The following is a 13,869-nucleotide window of genomic DNA, read 5'->3' on the forward strand; positions in this document are numbered from 1 at the left end:
TGAGGCAACGGGGCCGTCTTCACAACCCCGTTGATCTCGACGTTTGCCCATGGATCTCTTATCTATGAATTCTATCGTACTCGTTCTGCCCGGGCCTTGAACCCGGCTGTCAGGAGAGAAGGCTCATGGCTCTACCCCGACTCAAGGTCGTAACCTTGACCGACGCGGCGGCAAACCGTGTCAAGGACATCATCGCCAAGGCGGACAGGCCCATCGTCGGCGTTCGCGTCGGCGTGAAGAACGGCGGCTGCGCCGGCATGTCCTACACCATGGAATACGCGGAAAGCATCACCCCCCTCGATGAGGTGGTCGAGGACAAGGGCGTGACCGTGCTCATCGACCCCAAGGCGGTGCTGTTCCTGCTGGGCACGCAGATGGATTTCCAGACGACGAAGATGTCGTCGCAGTTCGTCTTCAACAACCCGAACCAGACCTCGGCCTGCGGCTGCGGCGAATCCGTTGCGATCACGCCGGCCACGCCTCCCACGCTCCATGCCGCAGGCTAGCCATGGATGCCGAGGCCATCCGCGACGTCTTTCAGGCATTTGGCTCAGTCGGCATCCGCCGCATGTTCGGCGGGCAGGGGATCTATCGCGACGGAGTCATGTTCGCCCTCGAAAGCGACGGCGCGCTCTACCTGAAAGCCGATGACGAGACCGTTGACCGTTTCCGCGATCGCGGCTCGCAGCCTTTCAGCTACCGGACGAAGGATGGCCGGACCACGATCATGAGCTACTGGCTCATACCGGAATCGGCTCTGGACGACCCGGAGGACGCTGCGGATCTGGCCTGCGCAGCTCTCGGGGCGGCTCTGCGGTCGAAAGCCTCAGGCATGAAGAAGGCGAAGAAGCCCTTGTCCACCCGAAGGCCCCGAAAGTCAGTCTCGGAACCTGCGCTCTAGGACTTCTTGATCGTGACCGGCCGCAACAGGAAAGCCGGAACGTGATCGCCCATACCCTTCACAGGAACGTCATCATCCTCGCGGCGGGTTCGGCCCGCCGGATTGCCCTTGGAAGCAGGGCGTTCCCGCTCGGGGCGTGATTTGCGGGCGGATTGCTCCGGTTGCGGGGCTGGCGCCTCTCGGGCGGGTGGCGCCTCCTCGTGGATCTGGTCGCTCCCGGAACGCTGACGGCCGCCGGTTCGGACCTTGACCTTGCGGCCGCGGGAGGAGCGCTCTTCGCTTCGGCCACCGCGACGGCGGGAAGAGGGCCCCTCCGATGGTGGGAGCTCGGCGAGGGTGGGGCCTTCCCATTCGATGGAGGTGTTGATCAGCTTCTCGATGGCGGCCAGCGATTTCTCATCGCCAGGGCTGACGAGGGTGAATGACTGACCGGCGCGCCCGGCACGGCCCGTGCGGCCGATACGGTGGACGTAGTCCTCCGCGTGATGGGGCACGTCGTAGTTGAACACATGGCTCACCGTGGGGATGTCGAGCCCGCGGGCCGCCACGTCGCTCGCCACGAGAATGGGCATCTCTCCGCTGCGGAAGCTGTCGAGGGCTGCCATTCGGGCATGCTGGTCCATGTCGCCGTGAAGGGCCACGGCGGCGAAACCGTGCTTCTGCAGGGAGCGATGGAGCACGGCCACGTCACGCTTGCGATTGCAGAAGACGACGGCGTTCTGCAGGTCGGTCGCATTGCGGATCAACCCGCGCAGCGTCTCCCGCTTTTCCCAGTCCTGACGTCCAGTCGCCACGAGGCGCTGGGTGATCGTCGCCGCCGTGGAGGCGGCGCGGGCCACTTCGACCTTGACCGGATTGTGCAGGAAGGCATCCGCGAGACGCTGGATCTCGGGCGGCATCGTCGCGGAGAAGAAAAGGGTCTGGCGCGTGAAGGGCACGAGTTTCACGATGCGCTCGATATCGGGAATGAAGCCCATGTCGAGCATGCGGTCGGCCTCGTCGATGACGAGGAGTTCGACCCCTGTCAGCAGGAGCTTGCCGCGTTCGAAGTGGTCGAGCAGGCGGCCGGGTGTTGCGATCAGCACGTCCACTCCCCGGGTGATCTTGGCGTCCTGGTCGCCGAAGGAGACGCCTCCGATCAGCAGGGCCACGGAGAGCTTGTGGTTGGCCCCGTACCTGTCGAAATTTTCCTGGACCTGAGCCGCCAGCTCGCGGGTGGGCTCCAGGATGAGCGTGCGCGGCATGCGGGCCCGGGCCCGGCCATGCTCGAGCAATGTGAGCATCGGCAGCGTGAAGGCCGCCGTCTTGCCTGTGCCGGTTTGGGCGATCCCCAGCACGTCCTTACGGGCAAGCACGTGGGGGATGGCCTGGGCCTGGATGGGCGTCGGCTCCGTATAACCGGCAGAGGCAACAGCCTGTTGAACTTTATCGCTAAGTCCGAGTTCGGCGAACGACATGAATCTCTATACCGTTAGGGCAGGGTGCGCTGACGCTGCCGGCCGCGCTCTACGGCAACAAACAGGCGCGAGACTGGTTTCACCTGAGGCTCTTGCTCAAGGTGAGGTGTGGCGGGACCATAGGACAAGCTATGCGCTTGTCAATACAAGCAAACTTGCAAAGGAACGACGATATGGCCGAAACATTGATCCTGATTCCCGGTTTGGCCTGCACGGCGCACCTGTTCGACGCTCAGATCGCCGCCCTGTCCGGAATCAGGAACGTTATCGTCGCCGATCATACGCGGGATGATTCGATTCCTGCAATCGCTTCCCGCCTTTTGATGGATGCTCCGGAGAACTTCGCCCTGGCGGGCCTCTCCATGGGCGGGTACGTGGCTCTCGAGGTCCTGCGTCAGGCTCCCGAGCGTGTCCGGCGGCTTGCCCTGCTCGATACGAGCGCCAGACCCGATACGCCCGAGGCCAGCAGGGATCGCGAGCGGCTCATCGCTCTGGCGCAGGCAGGGCGACTTGAGGACATCCACTCGAAGCTCTGGCCGCGCCTGGTACACCCCAAACGTCAGGCCGACCGGATTCTCCAGGACGCGGTGTTCGGAATGCTGCAGGAGACTGGCGCGGATGCCTATGTCAGACAGCAGCGTGCCATCATGGGCCGCGCGGATTCCCGGCCTTTGCTGCCGGGAATCGAAATCCCGACATTGATTCTCGTCGGGGAGGGCGATCTCATCACGCCTCCCGAGATCGCTCACGAGATGGCCGACATGATCGAGTGGGCATCGCTCGCAGTGATTCCCGAATCCGGACATCTCTCCACGTTGGAGCAGCCAGAGCGGGTGGCTCAGGCCATGCGGCTTTGGCTCGAAGAGGGCTGAGCCAACAGCGGCCGGGGCGTCCTCTTTCGGCATGGTCAATGATTTCTTACCGGTCCGGAGCGCGAAATCTCGAGCGCTTCGGTTTGGGCGCGATCCCAAAACTTCTATAAATTATAACGGGTTAGGCTTCATTACTTGCGGGCTCGCTTCGATGGCGCTCCGACACGCAGCGGCCTGCCTGAAGGTCCTACCCTGCGGAATTGGAGAGGTCGCATCCTGTCCTCTCCCGCTGTTGCACAAAGGTGACAGACGTTACGTCAACCTTGCGATACAACCACGGCCATAGCGTTCTTCGCGAATGGATAAGCCAATGAAAAAGATTCTCCTCTCTTCGGTTGCCCTGCTCGGCCTGACCGCTGGCGCAATGGCTGCTGACCTTCCCTCCCGCTACGCTCCGGCTCCGGTCGTGGCCGCTGTTCCGGTCTTCACCTGGACCGGCTTCTACGTCGGTGCTCAGGCTGGCTACGCATGGGGCGAGGACGAGGCCCGCGTGCTCGTGGACGGCGTTGACGTGACCCCGACCTTCGTCGTCGGTGGTACGGACTTCGACACGGACGGCTTCGTCGGCGGCGTGCACGCCGGCTACAATGTTCAGTTCGGCTCGTTCGTGGTCGGCCTCGAGGGCGACATCGAAGCCGCTGGGATCGATGGTGACCGGACCTTCAACGATGTGCTCGTCGCTGGCGACGCCTTCACGACCTCTACTGACATTAACTTCCAGGGCTCGCTGCGCGCTCGCGCTGGTGTCGCCTTCGACCGTGCGCTCGTCTACGCCACCGGCGGTCTGGCCTTCGCCAACTTCGAGAACACCTACAGCTACAACAACGGCGCTGGCACGATTGTGACCGAAGACTTCGATGACACGCAGTGGGGTTGGACGATTGGCGCTGGCGTCGAGTACGCCTTCACCAACAACCTGACGGCTCGCGTCGAGTACCGCTATACCCAGTTCGACAACTTCGACAACGAGTCGACCCTGGTCGCTGGTGGCGCGATCGAGCAGGAGCCCGAGTTCCACACGGTTCGCGTGGGCCTGAGCTACAAGTTCGGCACCTACTAAGATCCGTCGCAGCCGCGACAGAGAAGGCCCGGGGTTTCCCGGGCCTTTTTTCGTTCTATGCCCACAGAAAGGAAATGCCGTCCCGATGATGGGACGGCATTTCCGGGGCAGGTTTGACTTACTCGACGATGGTCACGACCTTGCGGGTCTTGGGGTCCACCAGGACAACGTCGTCGTTGTAGACGAAATAGCTGTAGCCCTTCACGGTCGGGATGTCGGACACGATGGTGTCCGGAACCGTCTCCAGCTCGACCGTGTCCGGCACCGTCCAGCCCACCGTGACCTTTTCCTTCACGGTCACCGGCTCTGCCGTGCTCAAGCGCTCACGGATGATGGTACGCTTTTCCGGAGCAATCGTGATGGAGCCGGTGGTTTCCGTCGTCGTGGTGGTCACGCTGGTCTGGGCGCCGGCCGGAGCGACGGCGAGCAGGCCGATGGCGGCGGCTGCGGCGATCATGGTGCTCTTCATAGTCTCTACTCCTCTCTGCTTTCTTGCTCGAGCCGGGCTCGAGCTCGCGGTCAACTCTGATTGCCCGTCTCGGGCTGGGTAACTCGCAGGGAGAATAAACCGTTCCTGATTCGGCGTAGCTTTTTCCTAGAACCCGGTATCCAATTCCTAGAACACGGCCTCCGGCGATCTCGGCGCCGGAACAAAAAAAGCCGGAGCCCCGAGGGCTCCGGCAGGAAGGCCGCCATGAAATATGCAGCCGGGAGGAAAGGTGTCGGCTCAGACCGAGTAGTACATCTGGAACTCGACCGGATGCGGGGTCATTTCGAAGCGAGCGACCTCGGTCATCTTCAGCTCGATATAGCTGTCGATGAAGTCGTCGTTGAAGACGCCACCGGCCTTGAGGAACGCACGGTCCTTGTCGAGGCTGGCGAGGGCTTCACGCAGCGAGCCGCAGACCGTCGGGATCTTCTTGAGCTCCTTCGGGGGCAGGTCGTAGAGATCCTTGTCCATGGCCTGGCCGGGATCGATCTTGTTCAGAATGCCGTCGAGACCAGCCATCATCAACGCCGCGAAAGCGAGATACGGGTTGGCGGTCGGATCGGGGAAGCGAACCTCGACGCGCTTGGCCTTCGGCGAGGTCGTCCACGGAATACGGCACGATGCCGAGCGGTTGCGGGCCGAGTAGGCCAGCAGGACCGGAGCCTCGTAGCCCGGGACGAGACGCTTGTAGGAGTTCGTCGACGGGTTCGTAAAGGCGTTGAGAGCCTTGGCGTGCTTGATGATGCCGCCGATGTACCACAGGCATTCCTGGCTGAGGTCGGCGTACTTGTTGCCCGCGAAGAGGGGTTTGCCGTCCTTCCAGAGGGACTGGTGCACGTGCATGCCCGAGCCGTTGTCGCCGTAAACCGGCTTCGGCATGAAGGTGGCCGTCTTGCCGTAGGACTGGGCGACGTTGTGGATGCAGTACTTGTAGATCTGCATCTCGTCGGCGGTACGGACGAGGGTGTTGAACTTCGTGCCGAGCTCGTGCTGGGCGGAGGCCACCTCGTGATGGTGCTTCTCGACCGTCACGCCCATGGACTTCATGGCGGCGAGCATTTCGCTGCGCATGTCCTGGGCCGAATCCAGCGGGGGAACCGGGAAGTAGCCGCCCTTGACCGGGATGCGATGGCCGAGGTTGCCGCCTTCGTAGGCCGTGTCGCCGTTGATCGGCAGTTCGGCAGCGTCGAGCTTGAAGCCGGTGTTGTAGGGATCGGCAGTGAACTTCACGTCGTCGAACACGAAGAACTCGGCCTCGGGGCCGACATAGACCGTGTCGGCGATGCCCGTGGACTTCAGGTAAGCCTCGGCTTTCTTGGCGATGCTGCGCGGATCGCGGCCATACGGCTCGCCGGTCGCCGGCTCCAGGATGTCGCAGTTGATCGAAATGGTCGACGCCGAGAAGAAGGGGTCCATCTGGGCCGTCGTCGGGTCGGGCATGAGGGTCATGTCGGACTCGTTGATCGCCTTCCAGCCGGCGATGGAGGAGCCATCGAACATGATGCCGTCGGCGAACAGGTCCTCATCGACCATCGACACGTCGAAGGTCACGTGCTGCCACTTGCCGCGCGGATCGGTGAAACGGAAGTCGACGTATTTCACGTCGTTATCTTTGATCGCCTTGAGCACATCCTTGGCGGTCTGCATGGTGATAGGTCCTCTTCTGCCCTTGAAATTGTCCTCGGCTGACGCCTCGGCTTGAGACGGGGAGTTTTTTAGATCGCGTCGGATCCGATCTCGCCCGTACGAATGCGGACGGCCTCTTCGACCGTCGACACGAAGATCTTTCCGTCTCCGATGCGGCCTGTCTGGGCTGCCTTGCGGATTGCCTCGATAGCGCTTTCGACCATGTCGTCGTTGAGAACGATCTCGAGCTTCACCTTGGGGAGGAAATCGACGACGTATTCCGCGCCGCGATACAGCTCGGTATGGCCCTTCTGACGGCCGAAACCCTTCGCCTCGATGACGGTGATGCCCTGGAGACCGACCTCCTGAAGGGCTTCTTTGACTTCATCGAGCTTGAAAGGTTTGATGATGGCTTCGATTTTCTTCATCGGATAACCGTTTCGGTTCGGGACTTGCCGCTTTTAGCACCAGCACGGGGTGCCTTCCATGGACTCAACGATTCAAATCGGGCGCAATTGCACTCCTGGGCGGCAGTTTCTGCGCAAAGTTTGTGCATGTGCAGATTTCGTCGGCAAAGCTAGGATTTGGGGCCATTGCGGGGGGGCAAATGCCTCCTGAGCTCGTTCTTACGCCCCGGGAAATGCGGCAGGCGGACGCCTGGACCATCGAGTCGGGCCTTCCCGGTATCGAGCTGATGCGGCGCGCGGGGCATGCCGTGGCTCGTGCCGCAGCAGAAATGCTCACGAAAGAGGCGCGCGTGATCGTCGCTGCCGGACCTGGGCAGAACGGCGGCGACGGGTTCGTCGTGGCGACACGTCTCGCCGGAATGGGGCATCGGGTCTCCCTCGGGCTCCTTGGAGAGGTCGGGCGACTTGCGGGGGATGCCGCGCTGGCCGCGAAGGATTGGAAGGGAGCCGTCGAGCCGGTCGAGAGCCTACCCTTTGCCGAGGCCGACCTTATCGTCGATGCTCTCTTCGGCACCGGCCTCGCGCGGGATCTCGGCGGAGCGGCCCGGGTCGCGGTCGAGCGTATGAATGCCTCCGGGATCCCCGTTCTCGCGGTCGATCTGCCGTCCGGTCTGGATGGCGAGACGGGGCGGGTGAGAGGGCTTGCCGTGAAAGCCCGGCGGACGGTGACCTTCGCCGCCCGCAAGCCATGCCATGTGCTGATGCCGGGCCGTGCCTTCTGCGGAGAGGTGGAGGTCGCCGATATCGGCATCCCCCGGGTGACCCTGGAGGCGACGGGCGGCAGGCTCTTCGCCAATGCTCCGCCCCTTTGGCTCGACAGGCTGCCCAAACCGGGGCTCGATTTCCACAAATACGACCGCGGTCATACCCTCGTGGTCTCGGGCGGCGCGACCCGGACGGGAGCTGCGCGGCTGGCCGCGCGGGCGGCGCTGCGGATCGGGTCGGGCCTCGTCACCGTGGCTTCTCCGCCCGAGGCGCTCGGCGTGAACGCAGCCCATCTCACAGCCATCATGCTGAGAGGCTGCGACGGGCCGGAGGGACTTCATCAGATTCTACAGGATGCGCGGCTGAACGCGCTGGTGCTCGGGCCTGCCCTCGGCGCTCATTCCGGCACCCGCGCGATGGTGGCCGTGGCCGCTCATGCCCGCCGCAGCCTCGTGCTCGATGCGGATGCGCTGACTTCCTTCGAGGGACTGGCCACGGAGCTCCATCAGGTCTTCCGTCACGCTCCGGCGGTGCTGACACCCCATGACGGCGAGTTCAGGCGCTTGTTCAAAGGGCACCCGGATATCCTTGATCCGGAATCCAAAATCGAGCGAGCGCATCGCGCCGCCGCTTATACCGGTGCGGTGGTGGTGCTGAAGGGGCCCGACACGGTGATCGCGGCGCCGGACGGGCGCGCCGCAATCAACGAGAACGGCACGCCCTATCTGGGGACGGCCGGTTCGGGCGATACGCTCTGCGGCATCGTGGCGGGCCTCATGGCCCAGGGGCTGCCCGCCTTCGAGGCTGCCTGCGCCGGCGTATGGATCCATGCGGAGGCGGGTGCGAGCTTCGGGCCGGGGTTGATCGCCGAGGATTTGGCCGAGCTGATACCGGGGGTTCTACGCACGCTCCTCAGGTAACCTCTATCCAGGTCCATAGGCCCGCATCGAACCGCTCCATGACGGTCGAGGCGAGAAGCCACTTGCCGGGATTGTCGGCCACGAAGGCGATGCGGACCGTCTTGTTCTCCGGCACCTGTACCGTATCGAGCCAATAGGGCTCCCAGCCGTCATCGAGGCCATGGAGCAGGCGGGAGGAATGTCCGTGCAGGTGCATGGGCTGCATGAACGCGGTCTCGTTCCTGAGAGCCAGGACGACGGGTGTGCCGCGCTTGATCCTGACGAGCGGCGGGTTCGACGGCTGGCCTGTGGCTCCGTTGATGGCCCATGGAACATCCGGCCTTGTTGGATCGCCCCTGATCGCCACGTCCTTGCGCATGGCGTCCTGGAGCCTGATCTGCGCGGGCAGTTTGGGATTGGGACGCAGCGGCGCCATCGGGGGCAATGGCCCGCTTCTGTCGCCGGTGGCGACGATTTCCATGAGAGGGAAGCCGCTGCCGATCAGGGCAATCACGGAGCCGGCGGGGCCGACCTCCGCCGGCAGGTCGACGAGCAGGTCGTAGCGGTTGCCGGGAGCGAAGGGCAGGGAGGCCTCCAGGGGCTCGAAGGTACTGGAGGGCTGCCCATCGACGGCTATCACAAAGGCTTTCAGCCCGTCGAAGCGCAGGCGCATGCCGCGAGCGTTGCAGGCATTGGCAAAGCGCAGGCGGATCCGCCCGCGAGGCGGTGCCTCGATCCGCAGCGGGGTGGCCTTGCCGTTGACCGTCAGGAAGCTGCCGAGGCGGCCCGCAGGGGCGGGGTCGCCGAGGGCGAGGCTGCCGTCCTCCGCGAGTGCCCAGTCGTCCACGATCAGAGCGATATCCCGGTCCACCTGGGGAGGTTGGGCTTCCTCAACGATCAGAAGGCTCGTGAGGCCGCGTTCCGCAGGCTCAGCACTGCCACCCAGCAGACAGGGGCGGATCAGGAACGTACCGGGATCGGGCGGGGTGAAAGCGTAATCGAAGCTCTCGCCGGGGGCGATGGGGGGCTGAGTGAGCCCCCCGACCCCAGCCATCTCGTTTGGCCCTCGGATGCCATGGAAATGCAGGGACAGGGGCAGGGCAGTTTCATTCTTGAGGGACAGCCGCATGCCTGCCCCATGCTTCAGCCTGAAGACCGGCGCCAATTCACCGTTAAAGGTCCAGACATCGGCCTCCCTGGCCGCATCGGGGCGCAGCCGCATGGAGCGAGGCTTGGCGGCGAGGCTCCATCGAGCCTCACCGGCCTGGAGCACCCGGGACACGGACGAGGTGGGGGACAGACCCTGCGCCCCTGTCCGCCCGGTCAGGCCGATCAGGGAGGTGGCAAGGCCTGCGGCGGCGGCGCGGCGGGTGATCATCGGAGAGGGCTCGCGAGCGGATACGATCTGGCTACCTTCTTGAACGGAAAAGGCCAAGTTCGGTTGCCTTGCGCTTGCACACGAACTTTTTTAATGCACGGCGCGCCAAGCATGCTATAGAGCCGCGTCCCGGAAGAGGGGCGCGTGTATCGTGCTACTCCCGTGCGGGCGTGGCGGAACTGGTAGACGCACTGGATTTAGGTTCCAGCGACGCAAGTCGTGGGGGTTCGACTCCCTCCGCCCGCACCAATCGTCAGGATTGGGTCCGGAGGCTCCTGGCGCCTGGTTGACGGCCGTTATGCCGCATCGGCCGGAGCCTAACATCAATTTTTCGAGTGAACGAAGGCGAACAGAACAATGCAGGTGACGGAAACACTGTCCCAAGGCTTGAAGCGAGAGTTCAAGGTCGTGCTCCCGGCCACCGAGTTGGAGCAACGCCTGTACAGCGAGCTGGACAACATCAAGGATCGGGTGCGGATCAACGGCTTCCGCCCGGGCAAGGTGCCGGTCGCCCACCTGCGCAAGGTCTATGGCCGCTCCGTGATGTCCGACGTTCTTCAGAACGCCGTCAACGAAGCCAACCGCAAGATCGTCGAGGACAACGGTCTGAAGCTCGCCCACGAGCCCCAGATCCAGTTCCCTGAGGACAAGGACACCATCGAGCAGGCCATGGACGCCAAGGGGGACCTGGCCTTCACGGTCGCTCTCGAGGTCCTCCCGGAATTCGAGCTGGCCGACCTGTCCGACGTGAGCGTGACGAAGCCGGTGGTCGAGGTTTCCGATGCGGAAATCAACGAGTCGCTCGAGCGCATGGCCAAGCAGAACCGCTCCTTCGAGAAGAAGGACGGCGCAGCGGCCGACGGCGACCGCGTGGTCGTGGACTTCGTGGGGCGCATCGACGGCGCCGAGTTCGAGGGCGGCAATGGCCAGGACATCCGCGTGGAACTCGGCTCCAACACGTTCATTCCGGGCTTCGAGGAGCAGCTGATCGGCCTGAAGGCCGGTGACACCAAGCTCGTGAAGGTCAAGTTCCCGGAGAACTACCTGGCGGCTCATCTGGCCGGCAAGGAGGCTGAATTCGACGTGTCCGTTAAAGAGGTCGAGGCTCCCGGCGAGCTGAAGATCGACGACGAGATGGCCAAGGGCTTCGGCATGGAGACCCTGGACAAGCTCAAGGACGCGATCCGCGACGCCATCAAGCGCGATTTCGACACCCAGTCCCGGCGCAAGGTGAAGAAGGAGCTCCTGGACGCTCTCGACGCCAAGTACAGCTTCGAGCTGCCCCCGACCTTGGTCGAGCAGGAATTCGCCGCCGTATGGTCGCAGGTCGAGGCCGACATGAAGTCCAACGGCCGCACCTTCGCCGACGAGGACACCACGGAAGAGCAGGCGAAGGCGGAGTACCGCAAGATCGCGGAGCGCCGCGTGCGTCTCGGGTTGGTCCTTGCGCAGATCGGCGAGAAGTCCGATATCAAGATCTCCGACGACGAGGTGACCCAGGCCCTCATCGAGCGGGTCCGCCAGTATCCCGGCCAGGAGCGGCAGGTTTGGGAGTTCTACCAGAAGAACCCACAGGCCCTAGCTGAAATCCGGGCTCCTCTGTTCGAGGAGAAGGTTGTCGACCAGATCCTCTCCCAGGTGAAGGTGACTGAAGAGAATGTTTCCAAGGAAGCTCTCTTCAGCGACGATGACGCCGAAGGGACTGATTCCGAGCCGAAGGGTAAGGGCGGTCAAACAGCCAGCAAGGGCGAGTAACGCTTCATCTCGAGCGTCTCGCAGCTTGCATCAATCAGACGGCCGCGCATTCCGCGCGGCCGCTTTGGAGCAGTGAGACAATGAGAGATCCGGTAGCGCTCTACAACAACACGCTCGTTCCCATGGTGGTCGAGCAGTCGAACCGCGGCGAGCGCGCCTTCGACATCTATTCGCGCCTCCTGCGCGAGCGGATTATTTTCCTTACGGGTCCGGTCGAAGACTATTCGGCGTCGCTCATCGTGGCGCAGCTGCTGTTCCTCGAGGCCGAGAACCCGAAGAAGGAAATTTCCTTCTACATCAACTCGCCCGGCGGCGTCGTGACGTCCGGCCTGTCCATCTATGATACCATGCAGTTCATCCGCTGCCCGGTTTCGACCCTGTGCGTCGGCCAGGCCGCCTCGATGGGCTCGCTCCTGCTGACCGCAGGCGAGAAGGGCATGCGCTTTGCGCTTCCCAACGCCCGAATCATGGTTCACCAGCCCTCCGGCGGCTACCAGGGCCAGGTCACGGACATCATGATCCACGCCCGCGAGAGCGAGGCTCTCAAGCGTCGGCTCAACGAGATCTACGTGGGCCACACGGGCCGGAACTATGAGGAAATCGAGCGGGCGCTCGAGCGCGACAACTTCATGACGGCTGAGGCCGCCCGGGAGTTCGGCTTGATTGATCAGGTGATCGAGAAGCGCCCCGAGCCGGCGGCAACACCGACTTAATCCTTAAAACCTGGGGAAAAATTCTCCCCAGGTGCGTCTTTTTAACTTGTAATCCCGTTTCTGTTGATCACGCGCCCTGCCCGTGATTGCATGTGGATTCGGGAGGCGAGGCAATTTGACGTGAAAATTCTCGGCGTCGGAACCTTTCATTAGCTCCGGCGCTCATAACTTAAAGGGTGCGGGGCCGGCACAGGGCCGTCCCTGCACGGATTGGAGATGTGATAATGACCAAGGCTGGCGGCAACGACTCCAAGAGCACGCTGTACTGCTCCTTCTGCGGCAAGAGCCAGCACGAGGTTCGCAAGCTGATCGCTGGCCCGACGGTTTTCATCTGCGATGAATGCGTCGAGCTCTGCATGGACATCATCCGCGAGGAGTCGAAATCGTCCCTCGTGAAGTCCCGGGATGGCGTGCCCACCCCGAAGGAAATCAGCCGCGTTCTGGATGACTACGTGATCGGCCAGGAGCACGCCAAGAAGGTGCTCTCGGTGGCGGTCCACAACCATTACAAGCGCCTGGCCCACGCGACGAAGCACAACGACGTGGAGCTGGCGAAGTCCAACATCCTGCTGATCGGTCCGACCGGTTCGGGCAAGACGCTGCTTGCGCAGACGCTCGCTCGCATCCTGGATGTGCCCTTCACCATGGCCGACGCCACGACCCTGACGGAAGCCGGCTATGTGGGTGAGGACGTCGAGAACATCATCCTCAAGCTGCTCCAGGCCTCCGATTACAATGTCGAGCGGGCGCAGCGCGGCATCGTCTATATCGACGAGATCGACAAGATCTCCCGCAAGTCCGACAATCCGTCGATCACCCGCGACGTGTCGGGCGAGGGCGTGCAGCAGGCCCTGCTGAAGATCATGGAGGGCACCGTCGCCTCGGTGCCTCCGCAGGGCGGACGCAAGCATCCGCAGCAGGAGTTCCTGCAGGTAGACACGACAAACATCCTGTTCATCTGCGGCGGCGCCTTTGCGGGTCTCGAGCGGATCATCGCCGGTCGCGGCAAGGGCACGTCCATCGGCTTCGGCGCCTCGGTGAGCGCGCCGGACGATCGCCGGACGGGCGAGATCTTCCGGGAGGTGGAGCCGGAGGACCTGCTGAAATTCGGCCTCATCCCCGAGTTCGTCGGCCGTCTGCCGGTGCTGGCGACCCTCGAGGACCTCGATGAAGAGGCCCTGAAGAAGATCCTCCAGGAGCCGAAGAACGCGCTGGTGAAGCAGTATCAGCGGCTTTTCGAGATGGAGAACGTGCAGCTGACCTTCCAGGACGAGGCTCTGAGCCTCATCGCCCGCAAGGCGATCGAGCGGAAGACCGGCGCCCGCGGTCTGCGCTCCATCATGGAAGGCATTCTGCTCGAGACCATGTACGATCTGCCCGGCCTCGACTCGGTCGAGCAGGTGGTCATCGGCCCCGAAGTGGTGGAAGGCAAGGCCAAGCCGCTCTTCATCCACGGCGACCGCAGTGAGCAGACGGCCAGCGCCAGCGCCTGAGGCCGCTCGAGGGGGATTATGATCGGAGGCGTTGCGGGCACGGTTCTTGAAAC

Annotated in this window: 13 protein-coding genes and 1 tRNA gene; 9 read left to right on the forward strand and 5 right to left on the reverse strand. The window is 63.4% G+C overall.

Going from position 1 to position 13,869, the window contains the following annotated elements; translation table 11 throughout:
• The first annotated feature begins 125 nt into the window (after positions 1 to 125).
• The gene (locus GR328_RS13390; RefSeq protein WP_160885023.1) at positions 126 to 506 is read left to right on the forward strand and encodes a HesB/IscA family protein; all 381 of its coding nucleotides are present in this window, start codon (positions 126 to 128) and stop codon (positions 504 to 506) included.
• A gap of 2 nt (positions 507 to 508) precedes the next feature.
• Positions 509 to 901 carry a TfoX/Sxy family protein gene (locus tag GR328_RS13395; protein ID WP_160885024.1) on the forward strand — a complete coding sequence of 131 codons (393 nt, stop codon included), beginning with the start codon at positions 509 to 511 and terminating at the stop codon, positions 899 to 901.
• On the opposite strand, the gene GR328_RS13400 is transcribed toward GR328_RS13395, so the two are convergent.
• Positions 898 to 2,358: a DEAD/DEAH box helicase gene (locus GR328_RS13400; protein ID WP_160885025.1), complete on the reverse strand. Its 1,461-nt coding sequence runs from the start codon at positions 2,356 to 2,358 to the stop codon at positions 898 to 900. The two genes, GR328_RS13395 and GR328_RS13400, sit on opposite strands and share 4 nt — an antisense overlap.
• Positions 2,359 to 2,531: 173 nt before the next feature.
• Here GR328_RS13400 and GR328_RS13405 point away from each other — a divergent pair, with 173 nt between their 5' ends.
• Together GR328_RS13405 and GR328_RS13410 are read left to right on the forward strand one after the other, a co-directional pair.
• Positions 2,532 to 3,230, forward strand: coding sequence for an alpha/beta fold hydrolase (locus GR328_RS13405; protein WP_160885026.1), 699 nt, complete (start codon positions 2,532 to 2,534; stop codon positions 3,228 to 3,230).
• 310 nt (positions 3,231 to 3,540) lie between these two features.
• Positions 3,541 to 4,290, forward strand: coding sequence for an outer membrane protein (locus GR328_RS13410; RefSeq protein WP_160885027.1), 750 nt, complete (start codon positions 3,541 to 3,543; stop codon positions 4,288 to 4,290).
• A gap of 118 nt (positions 4,291 to 4,408) precedes the next feature.
• On the opposite strand, the gene GR328_RS13415 is transcribed toward GR328_RS13410, so the two are convergent.
• The 3 genes from GR328_RS13415 to GR328_RS13425 all read right to left on the reverse strand — a co-directional run bounded on the left by GR328_RS13415 (position 4,409) and on the right by GR328_RS13425 (position 6,834).
• Positions 4,409 to 4,759, reverse strand: a complete 351-nt coding sequence (locus GR328_RS13415) for a DUF1236 domain-containing protein (protein WP_160885028.1) — start codon at positions 4,757 to 4,759, stop codon at positions 4,409 to 4,411.
• 258 nt (positions 4,760 to 5,017) lie between these two features.
• The gene (gene glnA / locus GR328_RS13420) at positions 5,018 to 6,427 is read right to left on the reverse strand and encodes a type I glutamate--ammonia ligase (protein ID WP_160885029.1); all 1,410 of its coding nucleotides are present in this window, start codon (positions 6,425 to 6,427) and stop codon (positions 5,018 to 5,020) included.
• Between the two features lie 68 nt (positions 6,428 to 6,495).
• Positions 6,496 to 6,834 carry a P-II family nitrogen regulator gene (locus GR328_RS13425; protein WP_160885030.1) on the reverse strand — a complete coding sequence of 113 codons (339 nt, stop codon included), beginning with the start codon at positions 6,832 to 6,834 and terminating at the stop codon, positions 6,496 to 6,498.
• 179 nt (positions 6,835 to 7,013) lie between these two features.
• Between GR328_RS13425 and GR328_RS13430 the strand changes: the two genes are divergently transcribed.
• The gene (locus GR328_RS13430) at positions 7,014 to 8,498 is read left to right on the forward strand and encodes an NAD(P)H-hydrate dehydratase (protein WP_160885031.1); all 1,485 of its coding nucleotides are present in this window, start codon (positions 7,014 to 7,016) and stop codon (positions 8,496 to 8,498) included.
• Here the strand turns inward: GR328_RS13430 and GR328_RS13435 are convergent.
• Positions 8,491 to 9,912, reverse strand: coding sequence for a multicopper oxidase family protein (locus GR328_RS13435; protein ID WP_246215854.1), 1,422 nt, complete (start codon positions 9,910 to 9,912; stop codon positions 8,491 to 8,493). The genes GR328_RS13430 and GR328_RS13435 overlap by 8 nt on opposite strands.
• Positions 9,913 to 10,019: 107 nt before the next feature.
• On the opposite strand from GR328_RS13435, the gene GR328_RS13440 reads away from it, so the two are divergent.
• The 4 genes from GR328_RS13440 (at position 10,020) to clpX (ending at position 13,816) form a co-directional block, all read left to right on the forward strand.
• Positions 10,020 to 10,104, forward strand: a tRNA-Leu gene (locus GR328_RS13440).
• 108 nt (positions 10,105 to 10,212) lie between these two features.
• Entirely contained in the window at positions 10,213 to 11,610 is a 1,398-nt protein-coding gene (gene tig, locus GR328_RS13445; protein ID WP_160885033.1) for a trigger factor, read from the forward strand.
• Positions 11,611 to 11,690: 80 nt separating this feature from the next.
• Positions 11,691 to 12,323, forward strand: a complete 633-nt coding sequence (locus GR328_RS13450; RefSeq protein ID WP_160885034.1) for an ATP-dependent Clp protease proteolytic subunit — start codon at positions 11,691 to 11,693, stop codon at positions 12,321 to 12,323.
• A gap of 224 nt (positions 12,324 to 12,547) precedes the next feature.
• On the forward strand, positions 12,548 to 13,816 hold the full coding sequence (gene clpX, locus GR328_RS13455) for an ATP-dependent Clp protease ATP-binding subunit ClpX (RefSeq protein WP_160885035.1): 1,269 nt from the start codon (positions 12,548 to 12,550) through the stop codon (positions 13,814 to 13,816).
• Positions 13,817 to 13,869: the final 53 nt, after the last annotated feature.

The sequence above is a fragment of the Microvirga makkahensis genome, assembly GCF_009830105.1.
Lineage (GTDB): Bacteria > Pseudomonadota > Alphaproteobacteria > Rhizobiales > Beijerinckiaceae > Microvirga > Microvirga makkahensis.

Bases quoted from the DNA above. Each gene is read 5' to 3' on its own strand.
- GR328_RS13390 (WP_160885023.1), top strand. From the start codon at position 126: ATGGCTCTACCCCGACTCAAGGTCGTAACCTTGACCGACGCGGCGGCA.
- GR328_RS13395 (WP_160885024.1), top strand. From the start codon at position 509: ATGGATGCCGAGGCCATCCGCGACGTCTTTCAGGCATTTGGCTCAGTC.
- GR328_RS13400 (WP_160885025.1), bottom strand. From the start codon at position 2,358: ATGTCGTTCGCCGAACTCGGACTTAGCGATAAAGTTCAACAGGCTGTT.
- GR328_RS13405 (WP_160885026.1), top strand. From the start codon at position 2,532: ATGGCCGAAACATTGATCCTGATTCCCGGTTTGGCCTGCACGGCGCAC.
- GR328_RS13410 (WP_160885027.1), top strand. From the start codon at position 3,541: ATGAAAAAGATTCTCCTCTCTTCGGTTGCCCTGCTCGGCCTGACCGCT.
- GR328_RS13415 (WP_160885028.1), bottom strand. From the start codon at position 4,759: ATGAAGAGCACCATGATCGCCGCAGCCGCCGCCATCGGCCTGCTCGCC.
- glnA (WP_160885029.1), bottom strand. From the start codon at position 6,427: ATGCAGACCGCCAAGGATGTGCTCAAGGCGATCAAAGATAACGACGTG.
- GR328_RS13425 (WP_160885030.1), bottom strand. From the start codon at position 6,834: ATGAAGAAAATCGAAGCCATCATCAAACCTTTCAAGCTCGATGAAGTC.
- GR328_RS13430 (WP_160885031.1), top strand. From the start codon at position 7,014: ATGCCTCCTGAGCTCGTTCTTACGCCCCGGGAAATGCGGCAGGCGGAC.
- tig (WP_160885033.1), top strand. From the start codon at position 10,213: ATGCAGGTGACGGAAACACTGTCCCAAGGCTTGAAGCGAGAGTTCAAG.
- GR328_RS13450 (WP_160885034.1), top strand. From the start codon at position 11,691: ATGAGAGATCCGGTAGCGCTCTACAACAACACGCTCGTTCCCATGGTG.
- clpX (WP_160885035.1), top strand. From the start codon at position 12,548: ATGACCAAGGCTGGCGGCAACGACTCCAAGAGCACGCTGTACTGCTCC.